Origin of the sequence: Neobacillus notoginsengisoli (assembly GCF_003515685.1) — a bacterium.
GTDB lineage: Bacteria > Bacillota > Bacilli > Bacillales > Cytobacillaceae > Bacillus_D > Bacillus_D notoginsengisoli.
Window position 1 is genome coordinate 74,617 of sequence record NZ_QWEG01000003.1, and the last position, 18,624, is coordinate 93,240.

At 45.1% G+C, this 18,624-nt stretch carries 20 protein-coding genes; 14 read left to right on the plus strand and 6 right to left on the minus strand.

Going from position 1 to position 18,624, the window contains the following annotated elements:
* Nucleotides 1–373 precede the first annotated feature (373 nt).
* A complete protein-coding gene (locus D1B31_RS04910) occupies nt 374–973 on the plus strand; it encodes an SAM-dependent methyltransferase (protein WP_118919644.1) in 600 nt (199 codons plus the stop codon).
* Between the two features lie 83 nt (nt 974–1,056).
* Nucleotides 1,057–1,452, plus strand: coding sequence for a YidH family protein (locus tag D1B31_RS04915; RefSeq protein ID WP_118919645.1), 396 nt, complete (start codon nt 1,057–1,059; stop codon nt 1,450–1,452).
* Between the two features lie 11 nt (nt 1,453–1,463).
* Here D1B31_RS04915 and D1B31_RS04920 read toward each other — a convergent pair whose 3' ends face one another.
* Nucleotides 1,464–1,823 carry a hypothetical protein gene (locus tag D1B31_RS04920; RefSeq protein WP_204562992.1) on the minus strand — a complete coding sequence of 120 codons (360 nt, stop codon included), beginning with the start codon at nt 1,821–1,823 and terminating at the stop codon, nt 1,464–1,466.
* Nucleotides 1,824–2,275: 452 nt separating this feature from the next.
* Between D1B31_RS04920 and D1B31_RS04930 the strand changes: the two genes are divergently transcribed.
* The 8 genes from D1B31_RS04930 (at nt 2,276) to D1B31_RS04965 (ending at nt 11,053) form a co-directional block, all read left to right on the plus strand.
* The gene (locus D1B31_RS04930; RefSeq protein ID WP_118919648.1) at nt 2,276–3,187 is read left to right on the plus strand and encodes a dihydrodipicolinate synthase family protein; all 912 of its coding nucleotides are present in this window, start codon (nt 2,276–2,278) and stop codon (nt 3,185–3,187) included.
* A 121-nt stretch (nt 3,188–3,308) separates the two neighbouring features.
* Nucleotides 3,309–4,700 carry an ABC transporter substrate-binding protein gene (locus tag D1B31_RS04935; RefSeq protein ID WP_118919649.1) on the plus strand — a complete coding sequence of 464 codons (1,392 nt, stop codon included), beginning with the start codon at nt 3,309–3,311 and terminating at the stop codon, nt 4,698–4,700.
* Between the two features lie 69 nt (nt 4,701–4,769).
* Nucleotides 4,770–5,645 carry a carbohydrate ABC transporter permease gene (locus D1B31_RS04940; RefSeq protein ID WP_118919650.1) on the plus strand — a complete coding sequence of 292 codons (876 nt, stop codon included), beginning with the start codon at nt 4,770–4,772 and terminating at the stop codon, nt 5,643–5,645.
* Nucleotides 5,646–5,658: 13 nt separating this feature from the next.
* Nucleotides 5,659–6,507 (plus strand): carbohydrate ABC transporter permease, encoded by an 849-nt coding sequence (locus D1B31_RS04945; RefSeq protein WP_118919651.1) that lies wholly within the window; start codon nt 5,659–5,661, stop codon nt 6,505–6,507.
* Between the two features lie 69 nt (nt 6,508–6,576).
* A complete protein-coding gene (locus D1B31_RS04950; protein WP_118919652.1) occupies nt 6,577–7,266 on the plus strand; it encodes an N-acetylmannosamine-6-phosphate 2-epimerase in 690 nt (229 codons plus the stop codon).
* Nucleotides 7,267–7,515: 249 nt separating this feature from the next.
* A complete protein-coding gene (locus D1B31_RS04955) occupies nt 7,516–8,403 on the plus strand; it encodes an ROK family protein (protein WP_118919653.1) in 888 nt (295 codons plus the stop codon).
* Between the two features lie 11 nt (nt 8,404–8,414).
* Nucleotides 8,415–9,269: a MurR/RpiR family transcriptional regulator gene (locus D1B31_RS04960; protein ID WP_118919654.1), complete on the plus strand. Its 855-nt coding sequence runs from the start codon at nt 8,415–8,417 to the stop codon at nt 9,267–9,269.
* 761 nt (nt 9,270–10,030) lie between these two features.
* Complete coding sequence (locus D1B31_RS04965) at nt 10,031–11,053, plus strand: nuclease-related domain-containing protein (RefSeq protein ID WP_275670703.1); 1,023 nt, start codon at nt 10,031–10,033, stop codon at nt 11,051–11,053.
* Nucleotides 11,054–11,495: 442 nt separating this feature from the next.
* On the opposite strand, the gene D1B31_RS04970 is transcribed toward D1B31_RS04965, so the two are convergent.
* The 5 genes from D1B31_RS04970 to D1B31_RS04990 all read right to left on the minus strand — a co-directional run bounded on the left by D1B31_RS04970 (nt 11,496) and on the right by D1B31_RS04990 (nt 15,762).
* Complete coding sequence (locus tag D1B31_RS04970; RefSeq protein ID WP_118919656.1) at nt 11,496–12,503, minus strand: FecCD family ABC transporter permease; 1,008 nt, start codon at nt 12,501–12,503, stop codon at nt 11,496–11,498.
* The gene (locus tag D1B31_RS04975; protein WP_420846063.1) at nt 12,500–13,504 is read right to left on the minus strand and encodes a FecCD family ABC transporter permease; all 1,005 of its coding nucleotides are present in this window, start codon (nt 13,502–13,504) and stop codon (nt 12,500–12,502) included. The genes D1B31_RS04970 and D1B31_RS04975 overlap by 4 nt, the downstream gene beginning before the upstream one ends.
* A 110-nt stretch (nt 13,505–13,614) precedes the next feature.
* Nucleotides 13,615–14,541 carry an iron-hydroxamate ABC transporter substrate-binding protein gene (locus D1B31_RS04980; RefSeq protein WP_118919657.1) on the minus strand — a complete coding sequence of 309 codons (927 nt, stop codon included), beginning with the start codon at nt 14,539–14,541 and terminating at the stop codon, nt 13,615–13,617.
* A complete protein-coding gene (locus D1B31_RS04985; protein WP_118919658.1) occupies nt 14,492–15,337 on the minus strand; it encodes an ABC transporter ATP-binding protein in 846 nt (281 codons plus the stop codon). Before D1B31_RS04985 ends, D1B31_RS04980 begins: the two co-directional genes overlap by 50 nt.
* A 227-nt stretch (nt 15,338–15,564) precedes the next feature.
* Complete coding sequence (locus tag D1B31_RS04990; RefSeq protein ID WP_118919659.1) at nt 15,565–15,762, minus strand: alpha/beta-type small acid-soluble spore protein; 198 nt, start codon at nt 15,760–15,762, stop codon at nt 15,565–15,567.
* Between the two features lie 178 nt (nt 15,763–15,940).
* Between D1B31_RS04990 and D1B31_RS04995 the strand changes: the two genes are divergently transcribed.
* The 4 genes from D1B31_RS04995 to D1B31_RS05005 all read left to right on the plus strand — a co-directional run bounded on the left by D1B31_RS04995 (nt 15,941) and on the right by D1B31_RS05005 (nt 18,602).
* Nucleotides 15,941–16,255 (plus strand): hypothetical protein, encoded by a 315-nt coding sequence (locus tag D1B31_RS04995; RefSeq protein WP_118919660.1) that lies wholly within the window; start codon nt 15,941–15,943, stop codon nt 16,253–16,255.
* Nucleotides 16,256–16,574: 319 nt separating this feature from the next.
* Nucleotides 16,575–17,171: a cell wall hydrolase gene (locus D1B31_RS05000; RefSeq protein WP_118919661.1), complete on the plus strand. Its 597-nt coding sequence runs from the start codon at nt 16,575–16,577 to the stop codon at nt 17,169–17,171.
* 170 nt (nt 17,172–17,341) lie between these two features.
* Nucleotides 17,342–17,497 carry a hypothetical protein gene (locus tag D1B31_RS24100; RefSeq protein WP_158587464.1) on the plus strand — a complete coding sequence of 52 codons (156 nt, stop codon included), beginning with the start codon at nt 17,342–17,344 and terminating at the stop codon, nt 17,495–17,497.
* A gap of 61 nt (nt 17,498–17,558) precedes the next feature.
* Complete coding sequence (locus D1B31_RS05005) at nt 17,559–18,602, plus strand: hypothetical protein (RefSeq protein WP_118919662.1); 1,044 nt, start codon at nt 17,559–17,561, stop codon at nt 18,600–18,602.
* Nucleotides 18,603–18,624: the final 22 nt, after the last annotated feature.

Sequence of the window (18,624 nt, forward strand, 5' to 3'; positions counted from 1 at the left end):
AGGAGTCTTAAAACCTGTTAGAGAGTCCGAATCCATTGCTTATTCGGACTCTTTGAGCCTTAAAACCTGTTAGAGAGTCCGAATCCATTGCTTATTCGGACTCTTGGAGTCTTAAAACCTGTTAGAGAGTCTGAATCCAATGTTTATTCGGACTCTTGGAGTTTTAAAATCTAGTTGAGAGTCCGAATCTATAGCTAATTTTTTCACGGTTAGGAGGGCTGAGGGTAAAACTACCTTGAATCCCGGAGGCGTTACTTTGACCTTGTTCTTCCTGGTTCTGAAGGAATATTTTGAGGCGAACAATGGCGGTAAGGTTGAGTAAAAGGAACGAGTGGTAAACTGTTATAAGAATGTAGCAAAGGAGTAGAGCATATTGAATTTTTGGCACGAGCGTTTCAAGGATGAGGATTATGTATATGGCACAGAAGCGAATGCTTTTTTGCAAGAAGCACAGAAGAGCCTTCGGTTGACCGGTCATGCTTTGGCGATTGCGGAGGGCGAGGGGCGCAACGCAGTTTTCCTGGCAGAGCAGGGGATGAAGGTGACGACATGGGATTACGCGGAATCCGGCCTGGAAAAAACGAAAAACCTCGCCCGCCTGAAAGGTGTCGAGGTAGAAACAAGGCTCGTTGATTTAAACGAGGCAAAATGGGATAAAGATAAGTGGGATGAGATTGTATGTGTATTCGGGCATTTTCCCGAAGATTTGCGCCGGAAGACACTGAAGGGGGTAAAGGAAGCCGTCAAACCAGGCGGTTATTTCATTACCGAAGTCTATTCAAACCGCCAAATTCCCTACAAAAGCGGCGGTCCAAAGGAAATAGACTTACTCTACAAACCCGATGAGTTTTTAAACGTTTTCCATGACTGGCGAATCATCCACCACTTCATAGGTGAAGTCCACCGCCAAGAAGGCAAACTCCACAACGGCCTCTCCCACGTCATCCAATTCATCGGCCAAAAACCGGAATGAGGCAGGGGACGGTTCCAGTGCCTCACTGTGGAACTGGCAGGACGGCTGTTTGACCTTTTATTAACGGGAAAGGGGGATGCGTCATGCTTGATGGAGATTCAAAAGGGGCAGAAAAACAAGCCCCTACGGTCGACTCCAAGTATATCCAGCAGCATTTGGCGAATGAACGGACATATCTCGCCTGGATTCGGACAGCGATTGCAATCATTGGGGTTGGTTTTCTGGTCACGAACCTCCATTTCAATATGAGGTCCACCCTTACTCCAATCAATGATTTTATGGCGAATACGATTGGCATGTCCTCCGTTTTGCTAGGTATTGTGGTGATTGTGATGTCGACCGTTTCTTATCTTCAAAAGGTAAAATCAATCAACAATCAGACATTTAAGACGCCGCGGGTGCCTATTATGTTACTTGGAATCCTTGTCGTGATGATTGCAGTCTTCTTCTCAGTGTATTTTGTGATGGTGAATACCTGAATTGGTGTGGTTCAGAACCGTTCCCCCGGATTTATGGTGTCGGTGTTTTTCGGTTCGGCAGGGGGGCGGTTTTTGCGGTCGTCCATGATTTCGGTAAACAATACCCACGTATGCTTGATGAACTGCTGAAAGTCCCCAACCATCGCGATGACGGCATTTGAAACTTCCAGGTTCTCCTTTAGTGAATGCAGTTCAGCCTGGACCCGGTCAACCGCATCGCCCGGATTTTCCAACTGCTTCTCAATCACCGGCCACGACGACATTAGAAATAGAACCGACAAAATCAGCGTTATGAAGCGAAACATAATCGAATAGCCTCCAATGAAGCAGCGGGACGGTTCCACTGCTTCTTTTTTTATGATTTTTGCCAATTGTGGGCGGTTATATAAGTGGATTTGCATTTATTAAGCATTTACGGGAGATGGAATATGTTGACGGTACATTCATAGGGGACTTAAAGAGAAGACAAGAATGTATTTTATGAATGGATGCTTTATAGGCGGAATGAATGAAAGGCCGGTTATAGAAGGAGCTATTCCTCTTTCTCAAATTTCTTTGAAAAAAATTTCCGAAACTACTAATGAAATTCGGAAACCTTTGAAAGGAGTCCGGAATGAGGCACTGGAACCGTCCCCGTGCTTCTTTCGAGTGTCGAATGAAGCAGTAGAACCGTCCCCTGCTTCACCCAATAGTGGATATTTCTTCTGGAAAATTAAATTGTGGTGAAAATTATTTACACAATGTCGAGATTTGTGATATGCTGTTTTCGAAAGCGTTATCATTTTGAAAAGTTTTAAAATTAGAAACTTAGGTGGGTGGGAAGATGACAAACGAGAAATTCAAGGGAATTATTCCTGCTTTTTATGCTTGTTACGATGAGGCCGGCGTGGTGTCGGAGGAGCGTACGAAGGCGCTTAGCCTTTATCTTTTGGAAAAAGGCGTGAAAGGTCTTTATGTCGGCGGGAGCTCTGGTGAGTGCATTTATCAGAATCTAGAGGAGCGGAAAGCAACGCTGAAGTTTGTGGCTGAAAGTGTAGGCGGAAAGTTGGCGCTAATCGCCCATGTTGGCGCACCTTCTACTAGGGAAAGCGTCGAGTTGGCGAAATACGCGGCAGAGCTTGGCTATGATGCGTTGTCCGCGATTCCGCCAATTTATTTCAAACTGCCGGAAAGCTCAATCTACCGTTACTGGACCGATATAATCGAAGCCAGCGAGCTGCCATTTATCATTTATAACATTCCGCAGACAACCGGCTACAACTTATCTCTTAACCTTTTTGCAAAAATGATAGAAAACAAGAAGGTAATTGGGGTTAAAAATTCATCAATGCCAGTACTCGACATCGAACGCTTCAAGGCCGCCGGCGGAGAAGACTTCATCGTTTTCAACGGTCCGGACGAGCAGTATGTAGCAGGACGGCTGATTGGTGCCGACAGCGGCATCGGCGGAACGTATGCAGCCATGCCTGAACTTTATCTGAAGGCGGAGGAATACGTGGCCACAGGCAATTTTGCAAAAGCGAGGAGCATCCAAAAGGATATCAACAATCTCATCATTGCACTTTGCTCGCTGAATGGAAATATGTATTCCGCAATTAAGGAAGTCCTTAAGCTCCGCGGCGTAAACGTAGGAAGCGTCAGGGCACCACTAGAGCCAGTAACCGGAGCGGACCTGGACAAAGTTGCCGCCATTAAAGACCAAATTGATGCAACGATTGCAAAATACTTGGATTGATCACATCCTAGGATGCAAGATTGAAAGTTTTTTTGCAAAAAATCACGCCAGGAGAACCAGGCTGTTAACCAGCCTGTCTTCATAAAAAGACAAACTATGAAAGATGTCAGGGGGAAAGATTATGTTGAAAAAACGCTTTGTCGCTTTGACTGCTGCTGCAGTACTTGGCGTTGGCCTGCTTGCCGGGTGCACCGGCGGAAAATCCAAGGACAGTGCCGGCGATTCAAAGAAACCGGTTGAAATTTCCGTTTGGCTGACTCCGCAATGGAAGGGAGTCATGGATGCGAATGAGAAGGGTGCGGATTTTGACAGCTTCTTCAAGCACGCAGCCGAAAAATTCACAGAGCAGTACAAAGACCATAATGTCAAAGTTAACGTTGAAGTCATCGCCGGCGATCAGCGCGATGAATTGCTGAACGTTAACCTAAACGGAGGTACTCCTCCGGATGTCTTCTTCGAAAGTGTTTTTGCAATGGGCGATTATGCGCACAGGGGAGCACTTGTGCCGCTGAATGACATTGTTGATGAAGACGCCAAGAAAGATATCGACAGCAATTACTGGGACAGCGTAACGTTCGGTGACGATATTTACTTCTATCCGTTCTCCCACATGCCGGGCACGCTCGTCTACAATGCTGACATGTTCAAGGCTGCCGGACTGGACGAATACATTGGCGGCCAAGACGAAATTAAGACTTGGACTCTAGCAGAATATGAAACAATCTTGAACAAGCTGAAGACGGACCTTCCAAAGGACAAGTATTCCAATGCGTACCCGATGGGCTTATACGCTTTGAACAACCAGGGGGATACATGGAATCTTGCGTACTTGAGGATGTTCGGCAACAAATTCTTTGACGATGATGCAAACATCGTTCTTGGTGATGCGAATGGGGCGAAGGCTGCCAACTGGTTGAAGAAGATTTATGATGAAAAACTGACAAACCCTGGCGCTGAATCCGTTTCATCCAATGATGTAAACGCGATGTTCCAGAACCAGCAACTTGGAATTAGCTTTACAAACTCTGTTCTGTACAAAAATGCCCTTGCCGACATGGAAGCAGGCAAAGCGCCTAAGTTCGATGCTAGGCTTGCGAATATTCCGTCTGAAAGCGGAGACCCGCTGACATTCACATATGTCACTGGTGCAAGCGTCTTCAACACTGGCGATGAGACGAAGATGAAAATCAGTAAAGATTTCGTCAAGTTTTTCTCAACCGATCTTGAGCTTGTGAAAGCTTCGAAAAACGGCGTACCGGTCAGGACCTCCGTTGTTGAAGAGTTCAAAGCTGACAATCCTCTGTTTGAGGCTTATGACAAAAACGCGAAATACATGTTCAACTTCACTGGCAGCGTACCAGGCTACGGTGAATTGAGACAAGTTCTTTATCCTGAACTCCAGGCTCTCTACACAGGCGAAAAGAAGGGTGAGCAGGTTGTGAAGGACTATCAAAAGAATGGTAACGAAGTCATCAAAAATGCGAAAGCAAACTCGGTTATTTTCCAGAAGTAATTCTTTTGCTTAGATCTTGGCTGCAGGCCGCCCCGCGCGGCTTGCGGCTAATGATAGTAGGGAGGTCCCATGAACATCAACCAGAAGTCTCTAAAAGAAAATCTGACGGGCTATCTGTTTATCGCGCCGCAGCTGCTTCTGTTCCTTGTCTTTATTGTTTATCCGATTATCGAAGGCATCCGATTAAGTCTTTATAGAATCAATTACCAGCAAGAAACGTTTGTTGGTTTTGAAAACTACAGCCGCTTATTTGCAAATCCAGTATTCATGAAATCCACGATCAACACGGTTATGTTTGTCGTTTTCATCGTTGCGTTAACCGTGATTTTCGCGTTATTCGTTTCAGCTTCAATCTTTGATAAAAATGCAAAATACGTGTCCTTTATTAGAGGCAGTTATTATATACCGGTTATGGTTTCCATGGTTGTTATGAGTATGGTTTGGAGCTTTTTGCTCAACCCGGCCAACGGATTGATCTCTTATGCGGCAAGGCAACTGGAAATCGCCTCGGTGAATTTTCTCGGGGATAAAGACCTTGTCCTCCCGGTCATCATTTTCATTACGTTCGCAACGAACGTCGGCTCCGCGATTATCCTTTATGTCGCTTCAATGATCGGCGTTCCGAAGGATATATTCGAAGCGGCCGAGGTGGACGGCGCCAACAGGCTGCAGGTCATTTTCAAAATCCTCATCCCGTTGGTGAAGCCGACAACGATTTATATCATCATCATGAATATCATTGCCGTTTTGAAAATCTTCGTCGTCATTCAGCTTTTGACAGGCGGCGGGCCTAATAATGCTTCAACGACACTCATGTACTTCCTGTACAATAACGCATTTAAATATAACCAGCTCGGCATTGCTTCAGCTGTCGGTGTCATCATGTTCCTGATTACGCTTGCTCTCTCCATTCCACAGCTGCGCGCAATGTTCAAGAAAGACTAGGAGGTGGCTGGATATGTTCGGAAGGAAACCGAAGAATCAGAAAAAGAAAGAAAAAATCGATATAGTCTTTAATATTTTGGTCATATTCTTCGCAATATTGAACTTGTTCCCGCTTTACTGGCTGTTTACCAGCTCGCTAAAGAACAGTTCGGATGTTGTCAAAATGCCGCCTGACTGGTGGCCGAAAACGTTCACGTTCAGCAACTATGTGGATGTGTTCAACAATCAGCCGGCTTTGAAATGGGCCTATAACAGCATTGTTGTTTCGCTCGTCTCGACAGTCGCGCTCATTTTCGTGAGCTGCCTGGCAGCCTACGCTTTTTCAAAGCTGAAATTCAAAGGCAAAAACATTATTTTCATTATTTTCATCTCGAGTCTGATGGTTCCGAAAGAAGTCATGATTGTTCCGCTCTTCAGGCTGATCCAGGATCTTGGCATGGTCAATACGCTAAGCGGCATGATATGGCCTAACGTTGCCACCGCTTTCGGCGTTTTCCTATTAAAAGGATTTTTCGATACGATTCCTGATTCACTGCGTGAGTCGGCAAAAATTGACGGGGCCAGCGAATTGACGGTATTCTTCAAAATCATGCTGCCGATGGTCAAGCCGGGCATTGGCGCTTTGTTCATCCTTAACTTCGTCAATGTATGGAACGATTACCTGTGGCAGCTCGTTGTCGGCCAAAGCGAAAGTTCAAAAACACTCATGGTCGGAATTGCGACCTTGATGCAGGAGCTGAACCCGAACTTTGCGTACAAAATGGCAGGCGCGACTGTTGCTGCGATTCCAATGCTGGTTATCTTTATCTTTTTCCAAAGGTACTTCACGGCGGGAATCTCAATCGGAGCGGTCAAGGAATAAAGGGAAGCTTTCATCAGTTGGGGATTTTCGTTATCCTCGGGAAAATTTTTATACTTGGAGATGTTTGTTATGAGCAGCAATGAAGAAATTTTTGCCCGGCTTAAGGGAAATCTGATTGTTTCCTGCCAGGCGCTTCCGGAGGAGCCGCTTCACAGCCCGTACATTATGGGAAGAATGGCTTACGCGGCTATGCTCGGCGGGGCGAAGGGTATAAGAGCTAATGGGGTCGCGGACATTCAAGAAATCAAGAAAACAGTCGACCTGCCAATCATCGGTATTATTAAGAAAGATTACGAAGGGTCGGATGTGTTCATTACGCCGACGATGGAAGAAATCGACCATCTGTATCGGGAAGGCGTCGACATCATCGCCCTTGATGCCACAAAACGGATTAGGCCGGATGGGAAGACGATCAGCGAAATTTTCCCGGTGATTCGAGAAACGTATCCGGACCAGCTTTTTATGGCGGACTGTTCAACGTATGAAGAAGCGGCTGAAGCGTACCGGCTTGGCTTTGATTGCCTTGGCACGACGCTGAGCGGCTATACGGCTTACACAACAGGGAAAGAGTTGCCTGATGTTGAGATGCTTGGCAAAATCGCCGCCGATTTCCCGATTCCCGCAATTGCTGAAGGCGGAATCTGGACCCCTGAACAACTAAAAACAGTTTTCGGCGTCGGCGTCCATACCGCAGTTGTGGGAACAGCCATTACGAGGCCGATGGAAATTACAAAAAGATTTGTTCAAGCGATTGAATAGGAACTGCGCTTTGCGGTTCCGTTTTTTCTTCTTGGCTGTGTTAAACTTGGCTGTTGATTTCCACTCCGGGCACACGCTTTCCGCGGGGCGTCAGTGGAGCCTCCTCGGCGCATTTGCGCCTGTGGGGTCTCCACCTTGCCGCTTCATCCCGCCGGAGTCGGTGCCCTCCGTTTCAATCAACGTAGTTAAACTCCAAAAATAGTCTTTAACACAGCTCTCTTCTTAATAACTGATAATGAGGTTGAGAATATGAACATCTTAACAGCGGATATTGGAGGCACCTCAATTAAAGTCGGTATTTGCCACGAAGATGGGCGAATTGACCAATTTACAGAATACAGCACAAAGTGGGCGAATGGCGAGCTCCGATTAGTCGATCGGTTGATGGACATCCTTTCACCTTACAGTGGTTACGATGCGATTGGCATCAGTACAGCTGGCCAAGTGAACAGCGAAGAGGGAGTCATCACGTATGCGAATGAAAACATTCCCGGCTATACGGGAACAAGGTTGAAGGAACTTTTGCAAGATCGATTCGATGTTTCGGTGAAGGTTGAAAATGATGTGAATGCCGCCGCGCTCGGTGAACTGCATTTCGGGGCAGGCAGGGGCTTTCAAGATTTTCTTTGCCTGACATATGGAACGGGCATCGGGGGAGCGATCGTTCTCGGGTCGCAGGTGTATAAAGGCCACACCGGCAGTGCCGCTGAATTCGGGCATATCATCACTCATCCGCTTGGCAACCGCTGTGCATGCGGCGGGCTTGGCTGCTATGAAACGTATGCATCAACGACAGCATTAATAAAAAAAGCGATAGAAATTGACAAAGACTGGATTAATGGCAAAATAGTTTTTGAGAAGCTTAACCAGGGGAGTCCAATTTTGGAACAAGTGATCGATGATTGGGTTTTCGAAATAGCGCTTGGCCTCGTGTCGCTGATTCATGTGTTTAACCCTCCTGCGGTCGTGCTTGGCGGGGGCACCATGGAACAGGAAATGCTCGTTGGGCTCGTTTCGAAAAAGGTCCGGGAAATGATGATGGAAAGCTTCTCTGATATTCATATTTTGAAAGCCGAGCTTGGAAATAAAGCAGGCTTGCTTGGCGCAGCATCTCTTCATTTTAAAAGCGAACTTTAGGAGGAGTCTCCATGAATAGCCAAGATATCTTTTCACTTATTCATTCCCGTTATCAATCTTTTACGAACACCGAAAAAAAGGTCGCCGATTATATTCTTGAGCATACGAAGGATGTCATCTTCATGTCGATCACCGATCTCGCCGACGCCTGCAATGTCGGTGAGTCAAGCATTTTTCGTTTTTGCAAAACAATGAATCTGAAAGGCTATCAAGAGTTTAAAATCATGATGGCGCACAGCATTTCGCCGGATGGCGAAGCGCCCCAACTATCAAGCAAAATCACGATGGAAGACACGATTGAAGAGCTTTCTTCAAAAATCCTTTCATCCAATGTCAGCGCGTTGACGGAAACATATAACCTGATTTCCAAAGAAGATATATCCCTTGCGGTGGACCGCATGTTGAAGGCTGACAAAGTCCATTTCTTCGGCGTGGGCTCCTCATTAATGACCGCCCTTGAGGCAAAAAATAAGTTCATGCGGATTACAAACAAAGCGGAATGCACACTCGATTCCCATTTACAGATCATGTCAGCCGCATTGATGTCAGAAAAAGATGTCGCCGTCCTGATTTCCTATTCAGGCTCGACAAAAGATACTATTGAAGTCGCAAAAGTGGCCAGGGAGGCCGGCGCCAACATCATCGCCATCACCCGCTTCGCCAAATCGCCACTGACAAACTACTCAGACATCACCTTACTTTGCGGCGCAAACGAAGGACCGCTCCAAGGCGGCAGCCTCACAGCAAAAATATCCCAGCTCTACCTGCTCGACCTACTCTACTTCGAATACTTCAAACGCACATACAACCAATCCACAACCAACAAAGAACGAACCGCCAAAGCCGTCATCGAAAAAATGCTATGAAGCAGGGGACGGTTCCAGTGCTTCATTCGGTACTCGAAAGATGCAACTTAATGGCGTAGTTCTACTGCTTCGGGCGAGGGATCTGGCAGGGATAAGGGGCAGAGGGGATTAGTAAGCAATTAATAGTACAAAGGTGCTGAGGTCCTGCTGGAAAGCCGGGCCTTTTTGTATTCCTGGGGTAGATAGGATGAAAGCCAAGAGGATGTGAATGAAAAGCTGGTTATAAAATGTTTTTGTTTCTCTTTAACGGGTTTCGTTGGATGGAATTGGTAATTCCTTAAACCAGGTCGTCCGCTACGGATTTTTTTGGGTGGCTGGCAGTTCATTCACTAGGTTTTACTCGAGAGCGGAGTGCTAGTTTTGCAGTCGGACGAATGAAGTGCATTTCCGGACGAATCTTTTGGTTTCTGGACGAATGACCCGCCAATTCGGCCGAATCATCGGTTAAGTCGGATCAATCCCTAGATCCTGGACGAATCACTAGCTAAGTTGGACGAATGACACACTAAGTCAGGCGAATTACCAACTAATCCGGACGAATGACATCGCAAACTGGACGAATCCTCCATTCCTACGCTTCTACACATGATGAAAATTGGCAGGAAGAACGAAATATAGAAGACAATAAGTGTGATAATTAAAATCTTACGGATTGTTGGCAGTACTTTGTCAAAAAATGTACAAATTTACCTTAATTTTTAAAAGGAAATGAAAGATGTTGTACGAATTCTTATTAAAAGAAAGGAGTGGATAAGTTGGATGTGTTACCAAGGACAATTTTATTGAAGGTTTTGGCATTAGAGGCATTAGCTGGCAGAGTATCCTCGAATCACCTTAAATACCCTCAGATCCTTGAAAGTTTAAGGCTGGAGCGGGCAGGATATAACGGGGAAAAATCGATGGACTATCCGCTAAAACTATTGGACAAAGAAAAATATTTCATTTTTAATGGGCTAAGGCTAGAGGGAACGGATTTTGCTTTACAACTGGATACGTATTTATTGTCTCAATACTTTTCCGTCATTTTTGAATCTAAAAATTGGAACGGACAGGTTTGCTTTAAACAGAAGCCCTGCCAAGTGGTTCGAATACTTGATGGAATCGAACAAGGAATGCCGAACCCGGTTGAGCAGGTCAAAACTCAAAAGTATAACTTAAACAGATGGTATAGTCAGAACCAAATGCCAGTGCTGCCGCTTGAAGGCTATGGGGTTTTTGGAAATTCGACCATCATTACTATTGATAAAGGATATTATGAAGCAGAGAAGTCTATTTGCAAAATAGATTACATTAACTCCATTATCCGCAAGTTGGAAACCCTCTATAAAACTCCCATTTTGACACAAAAAGAACTCAACAAATTAAAGCGCAGGCTTCTTAAAGCAAATACTCCACAACTAAAAAATTACCTATCAACCTTTAATTTACATCAGTCCGAAGTTAGAACCGGGGTTCGCTGTCCTGATTGCGGGCTTCTTGCGATGGAGTATAAGAAATCTTCATGGCATTGCCCAAGTTGCGAATGTATTTCAGATGACGCCCACATTCCATCAATAATCGATTATTATTTGATCTTTGGCCCAATGATCAGCCATCAAGATTTTAAGTGGTTTTTGCATCTGCATAGCAGCAGTGTTGCCACGAAAAAGCTGGCATCATTAAAATTCGAAAAGATTGGAAAGACAAAGTCAACCATTCATAAAATCCCCTATGAGTTTATCAGCGCGAATCAGGAAAAAAGTAAAAATGGGACATTGTTAGCTGGAAAGTGTGGTAAGGTTTAACCAGTTTTATGGTATGGCTGGCCGTTCGTTCAATTAGGCTTTACTTAAGAGAGGAGTGCTAGATATGCAGTCGGACGAATTAAGTGTGTTTCCGGACGAATCTTTAGCTACTCGGGACGAATGAACTGCTAATCCGGACGAATGAATACTGATCCGGACGAATCCTCAGACTCACGACGAAAGCTCGGTAATCCGGCCGAATTAACTCCAAATTAGGACAAATCACCTCCTAAAATGGACGAATCACCGCCCAATCCGGACGAATGCAAAATAAAAGGACTTAACAGCAAGCTAATTAGTAAGCAATTAGTTCCGTAAAAACCGTTTTCAAAGCCAATTGAACGAAGAGCAGGTTACAAAACCCCTTTTCTATATAAAAGGTGCTCTTTTTGCAAAAGAAAAGACGCATGCAACCGCACGCGCCCCAATTCAAATAATCCATCTATTTCTTCATCAACAAATATATAAAATAAGGTGCTCCAATCAGCGCGGTCATGATGCCGGCCGCGATGCCTTCAGGTTCAGCGAGATTTCGCCCGATTGTGTCTGCGAACAGGAGCAGCCAGCCGCCAATTAGCAGGGAAACAGGGAGATAAAGCTGCGCCCTCGGTCCGACGAGTGCTTTTGCCAGGTGGGGGGCCATCAGTCCGATAAAGGCAATTCCGCCCGTTACCGATACTGAAGCGGCCGCAAGTGCGACAGCGATCAGCAGCAAAGAAAAGCGTTCCTTCTCGAGCGATACGCCAAGGCCAATGGAAACAGGTTCATTCATTGAAAGGATATTCAATCTGTTGGCCTTAAAAAGCGTAAAAGGAATTAATACCGCCAGCCAGGGCAAAATGGCCACGATGAACGGCCAATCCGCTCCCCAAATGTTTCCGGCTAACCAGCGAGCAATGAAATCAACCTTTTGCCGCTCAGCGGATGAAATGACAACGATCATCGCGCCGGACAGGGCCATGGAAAACCCAATTCCGACTAGAATAAGCCGTGCCGGTTCGAGGCCGACTCCGCGCCGATAAGAGAAAAAGTAAATCAACAGCGCGGTCATCACTGCGCCGGCAAAAGCGACAACTGGCAAAACAAACACAAACGAAGTTACCTCAATCGGCACAAATAGAAAAAAGATAGCAATTCCAATCCCCGCACCCGCATTAATTCCGATAATTCCGGGATCGGCAAGGTCATTCCTAGTTAGCCCTTGCAAAATCGCTCCCGAAATCGCGAGACCCATTCCCGCAAGCAATGTGATCAAAATCCGAGGAAGCCTGATTGAAAGTAAGATGAATTCTTCTTTAAACGTGCCGTTCCCGAGCAAAGTAGGGATGATCCGGTTGTATGACACCGATGAATAGCCGAGCCCGAGACTCACCACAATCGTCGCCGCAATCAGCACCAAAAACCCTACCACGAGCAGCCTTTGTTTTCTCAAAATCGATGGATGAATCATAATGAAAGTTTCCCTCCTTTATGGATGATAAACAAAAAGAAGGGGAGGCCAAGCATCGAAACGATTGCGAACACAGGGGTTTCGTAAGGTGCATTTACCGTGCGCGCGATCGTGTCGGCTAGCACCATGAACGCCGCACCGACAACGCCGGACATCGGAATGATGTACCGGTAATCCGTGCCGACGATTATGCGGACGATATGCGGGATCATCAGGCCGATGAATGCCATATTACCAACCAGTGCAACAGAAGCGCCCGCGAGCAACACAATTGCCACGACTAAAAGAATTTTGATTTGCTGTGTTTTCTGGCCGAGGCCGACAGCAACTTCTTCACTCAAGCTGAGGATGGTCAGTTGTTTTGAGAGGAAAAGGGCAATCACCAGGCCAATCAATATAAAGGGAACAATGACTTTCAACTGGCTCCAGGACGTGCCCATCAGACCACCGGATGTCCAAAGGGAGACGTCTTTCGATATTTTAAAATACAACCCAATTCCATCAGCGACTCCGTATAAAAACGCGGACACCGCTGCACCGGCTAAAACGATCCGTAAATGCGAAAAACCGCCCCGTTTAGCAGTCCCGATTCCGAGGACAAGCAAAACACCGACAGCGGCTCCGATAAAACAGGCAATCGTGATGCCAAAATAACCGATCGAAGGGATTAGGCCAATCGTTAGCGCCAATGCTGTATTCGCTCCGGCTGTTAGGCCAAGTAAGCCTGGGTCGGCAAGCGGGTTTCGTGTCAGCCCTTGCATAATCGCGCCTGCAACGGCTAAGGCGCCACCAACAAAAACAGCCGCAACCTCACGCGGGAAGCGGATTTCACGCAGCATTGTTGCCGTATCACTTTTCCCCGAACCGGAAAGAGCCATCCAGATATCGTTTAGGCTCGTTTCCGCAGCGCCAAAGCGCAGTCCAATGAACAGTGATGCCCCCATCAGCAAAAGCCCGCCTATAAACTTTAGAAAAAATAAGTTTTCCCGATTCATCTTCATCTCATCATTTCTCTATTTAATATGTATAAAGAAGAGGAATTCCGTTTAAAGAATTCCTCTTTTGAGTCACTTACCCAATTTTAAGGCTTAAACTACGGAAAAACCACCATTTACTCTCCCAAAAACGACTTTTTGAAGAAATCGAGCTGGTATTCAAGGGTAATCGGGTCGTTGAAGTAAAATTCCTTCGCGTTTACTTCAAAGACGCGGTTATTCTTGACAGCCGGGATGTTTTTATACGTTTCCGTCTGCTGGAAGGAAGTATCGCCGTCTGAATTTTTGCTAAAGATCACGTAGTCGCCAGCATAGTCGGCCAACACTTCTGGTGAAATCGCATAGAAGCCTGGCTTCAGGACATCCTGCTTCACTTTTTCAGGCATATTCAGCTTCATTTCCTGATAAAGGATTTCTGTTCCCCTCGCAAAATTTTCGCCGAAAACGAACAATTGCTTGTCCTGGTTTTCAATGACGGAAACAGTGGCATCGGCGCCAATTTTCGCTTTGATTTCTTCGCCTGCCGCCGCGGCTTCCTTCTTGAAGTTCTCAACCCATTCTGTTGCTTCTCTTTCTTTGTTCAAAAGCTTCCCAATTTCGATGTGCTGGGTTAGGTAATCGTTTTTGCCATACGTAATTGTAACGGTTGGCGCGATTTTCTTTAACTTGTCGACATTCTTTGTATCGGCCTGGCCAATAATCAAGTCTGGTTCAAGCTCGATAATTTTTTCAAGGTTTTCATCGGTAACGACCTCTGCGTTTTTCAAACCGTCTTCAAAACGTGGATTTGCCTTGGACCACGCATCAATCCCGACAATATTGCCGCCAAGAGCAAGTACGCTCCCCGAATACGAGAAGGATAGGACGACAATCCTTTGTGGATCGGCCGGTACTTCGACAGGGCCATTTTCGGATTGATAGGTAATCGTTGTTGGTTTTTCATCTTTTTTCGCCGATTCATTGTTTTTATCCCCGGTTTTACTACCGCAGGCACTAAGCACCAGTGCCAGTACCAGCAGGATAGGCATAAGTTTTTTTGTCATTTGCTTTGTCTCCTCTAATCAAGTTGTAAGTTAAGCACATTGGTTTTTTCGTCCTCGGGTCAAGCCCGATTTCAGCTTCTATATTAAATACGTCGCGGAGGACGTGGCGGTTAATGACAAACTCACAAGTTCCTGACTTGACAATCTGCCCGTCTTTCATGGCGATGATATGGTCCGCAAATCTCGCTGCCTGGTTCAAGTCATGGAGGACCATGACGATTGTCCGGCCTTGTTCACGATTCAAGTCTTGAAGCAGTTCAAGAACCTCAAGCTGATGCGCCATATCAAGATATGTCGTTGGTTCATCAAGGAAGATGATGTCTGTTTCCTGCGCCAATGCCATCGCAATCCAGACGCGCTGGCGCTGTCCGCCTGAAAGGGCATCGACCGGCTTGTATTTATACTCGATTGTGCGGGTCACTTCAAGAGCCCAATCGATGACTTCTATATCTTTTTTTGTCAAACGGCCGAATCCTTTTTGATAAGGGAAGCGCCCATAGGAAACGAGCTCGCCGACAGTCAATCCAGCTGAGCTTTCAGGAGTCTGGGGGAGGATGGCCATTTTTTTTGCAAGATTCTTCGTATCCTCGCGTACAATGCTGACGCCATCGAGGAGAATCGAACCTGACTGATGGGAAATAATTCGTGACATCGCTTTAAGCAAAGTCGATTTTCCGCAGCCGTTCGGCCCGATGATCACAGTGATTTGATTGTCTGGAATATCAACGGATAAATTTTTCACAATTAAACGGTCATCATAGCCAACTTGCAATCTATCAGTATAGAGGCGGCCCATACTTATCCCTCCAAAAACTTCATCTATTATCATTGATAATGATTATCACTTTCGCTTCAATAACACTATATAAGTTTTGTTAATTCGAGTCAATGTCAAACCTGTGACATTCAATGAAGTTCTAAAAATGTTAACAATTGAGGAAGTAAACACGTGAAAATACATGTTGGTTAGAAGTGGGAAAGCTGCCTGGCAATAAGCCTAGCAGCTTTCCTTTTTGAAACCGGCTATTGTTGTCCAGTCCGGTTTCGCATAGCCTGTTCGCCGAGTGCGACAAGACGCTTTGTCATTTCGCCTCCGACTGAACCGTTTGCCCGTGCGGTTGTGTCAGCACCAAGTTGTACTCCAAACTCATTGGCGATTTCCTCTTTCATCTGGTCAAGCGCATTGCCCGAACCTGGAACCAACAGTTTGTTTCTAGCCATGATCGATCACTCCCCACGAAGGTTTGAGCAAATAAATTTGCTCGGTTTTACTATTTCCTTTTTGGGAAATCTCATCCATCGATTATTTTTCTGGACAAAAATTAATAGGGTATAGGCTTTTTTACTAGGATTGGAAATGATAAAATAGAATCAACTTTACTAGAAGGGAGGAAACGAAATGGAACAGAAAGAACTCCTGCAGGCACTTTTGCAGGCGATGAATGAATTTCGTGCAGAAGTAAATGAAAAACTATCCGGCTTGGATGCAAAGATTTCCGGTATGGAAACTAAGATCATCGGCATGGATGCGAGGGTTTCCGGCATTGAGGGTGGGTTGAAGGATCTGAACCAGAAGGTAGACCGAATTGAGAGAACAGTCAACGGTCACACCGACATTCTACATTCATTTAAATTTGACGTCGACTTTTTGGCTGAAAAACAAGTAAAGAATGCAATGAAAATGAACAGGATTGAAAAGTTGCTTAACTACTGATTCTCCACGAAAGCCTTTTTTAATCCTGTTTTTGCTCCTTACCAAACGAAAAAACACTTCTCTTTTGCAAAAATCCCCAATTATTTTGAAACATCCCTGTAACAGCCTGTAAAAAACCATCCAACTCCTACAATCGAAGGATATTTTTGGCGATACTGGATGCCACGGAAGGTTTTTCCTGCTATCCCGCTAAACTGCTTGCCATTAGGGTTAAAAGCAGTCGATATTCCTTTGTTAAATTTTGGGCCATGAAAGCAAGTATTACAGCTGATAGCCTAGTAGTAGAGAACAAATTCAGAAACTACTAGGGGGAATAAAGATGAATAGATTTAAAAAACTAGTGATTGCTGCTGGTTTAATCTTTTCCATGTCAGCAACAATCGCTTCCCAAACAGAAGCAGCCACAACCCATACTGTCAAATCAGGTGAAACGTATTATAAAATTGCCGTAAAACATGGAGTTCCTGTAAAAAAACTGATGAGTGCCAACAATGCGAAAAGCTCCGCTTTAAATGTCGGCAAAAATCTTACTATACCAAACTCTACGATTACTGCCGCTGAAAAAGATCTTATGGCCCGCCTCGTTCGTGCCGAAGCTGTTGGCGAACCGTATGCGGGTAAAGTTGCCGTTGCCACGGTTATCCTAAACCGTGTCGCGAGCAAAGACTTCCCGAACACTATCGAAGGCGTTGTAAACCAAGTCTCCAATGGCCACTATGCCTTTACTCCGGTCCAGAATGGGGCAATCAACAAGGCAGCCGATGCGGCATCAAAGCGCGCTGTGAATGAAGCAATCGCCTACCAAGGGCAGGGGAATGGAAGCTTGTTCTTCTACAATCCGAAAACTGCCGTAAGCAAATGGATCTTCTCACGTAAAACGACAGTCACAATTGGCAACCACCGTTTTGCAAAATAAAAACCTCAGAATGCACCATCCTTTTATAGGGTGGTGTATTTTTTTATTCCACACTTTATTAAAACCAATGTAAACGTAGAACCAGCTATCTAAATAGGCTTCGTCGTCGTACCTCTTTTACTACATAACGATTTCTTTAAACTAAGTTGTTCATGAACCGCTGAAAACTAATGGCATTCGTCCGAATGAGGAGGCGTTTCCTCCAAATCCCGGAGTCATTCGTCCGGATCAGCTGGGGATTCATCCGGAATCCAGGTGCATTCGTCCAAAAGACCACTTCATTCGTCCGGATGAAAAATTTACACGGCTTCGTACGGATGTTTTAAAGGAAAAAAGTTCAAAGAATAGAATGTAATAGTATAAAAGAAAACTCATCAGGGGGCGTTTATGAAGAAGTACATCCTGCCAATCGGCATCTTACTTATATCCATTTTCTTATTAAACACAGTCATCGAACCAAAAGAACCGGAAAAGGTTAGTAATTCAGAAACAAATGACGAAAAGTCGAGACTGGTTCCCGCTTTTAAAGCGGATGAAGTTCCCGATGAAAAGCCACTCTTGATTTATGAAGGCGATAATTTTTTAGCCCAACTCTCGAAAGACGACGTTGAAACAGCTGCAAAAAAAGTTAGGCCATTGGAAGTGAAGCCTTATCAGCACGCATGGTTAAAATTTGAAGAATATACGGAACACATTACCATCTCTGAATGGGACGAAGGAAAAGAGTCCGAACCGGAAAACACCAATACGTACGAAACAGGAGGGATTCCTGGTGTAAAAGTACTGCTCATCAGGACACAGCGGCGGGATAAAAGCGCAGCAGTCTATGTAGCAAAAGTCAGGGTAAAGAACATTTATTCCTATCAAAAGCATCTTTCTCCAAATATAAATAACTATACGGTTATTGGATTTTTTGCTGATGATGAATCAAAAATTGCCATGCCGCACCCGATGAAAGATTTTTACGACATTCGGGCGCTCGAGGGAAGTTTGGAATCGCATCAAAATGAGTTTCCTGAACTGGATATCCGAAATCTCCCAACCTACTATCTTTTTAAAAAGGGAAACATTTTATATAAAACCGGAGAATACAAAGAGCTGGTTGCTTATTTAAACCAAGAAAATGTACTGACCTTTGAAGGGAAAAGTGATAATTGGGAAGTAAACTTGTTCGTTCGTCAAAATCTGAAAACAATTAAACAGCAGGTTAGCATTCGTTACATCGGGAAATCTGCTCTAAATCAATCTCCAGTTGATTTAGAGGTTTCCGGCCCGTCATGGAACTGGGGGAGTTCGATCGACCTTGACAAGGATAAAAAACTTACATCAGAGGTCGACGTAGATATCGAGGTAAGCCCAGAAGATTCTATCACGTGCATCCTGAAGTGGAACGGCAAAGAAGAACAGATCGAATTATTTTATGCGAACTGATCTTTGCCAACAGGCACTAAAA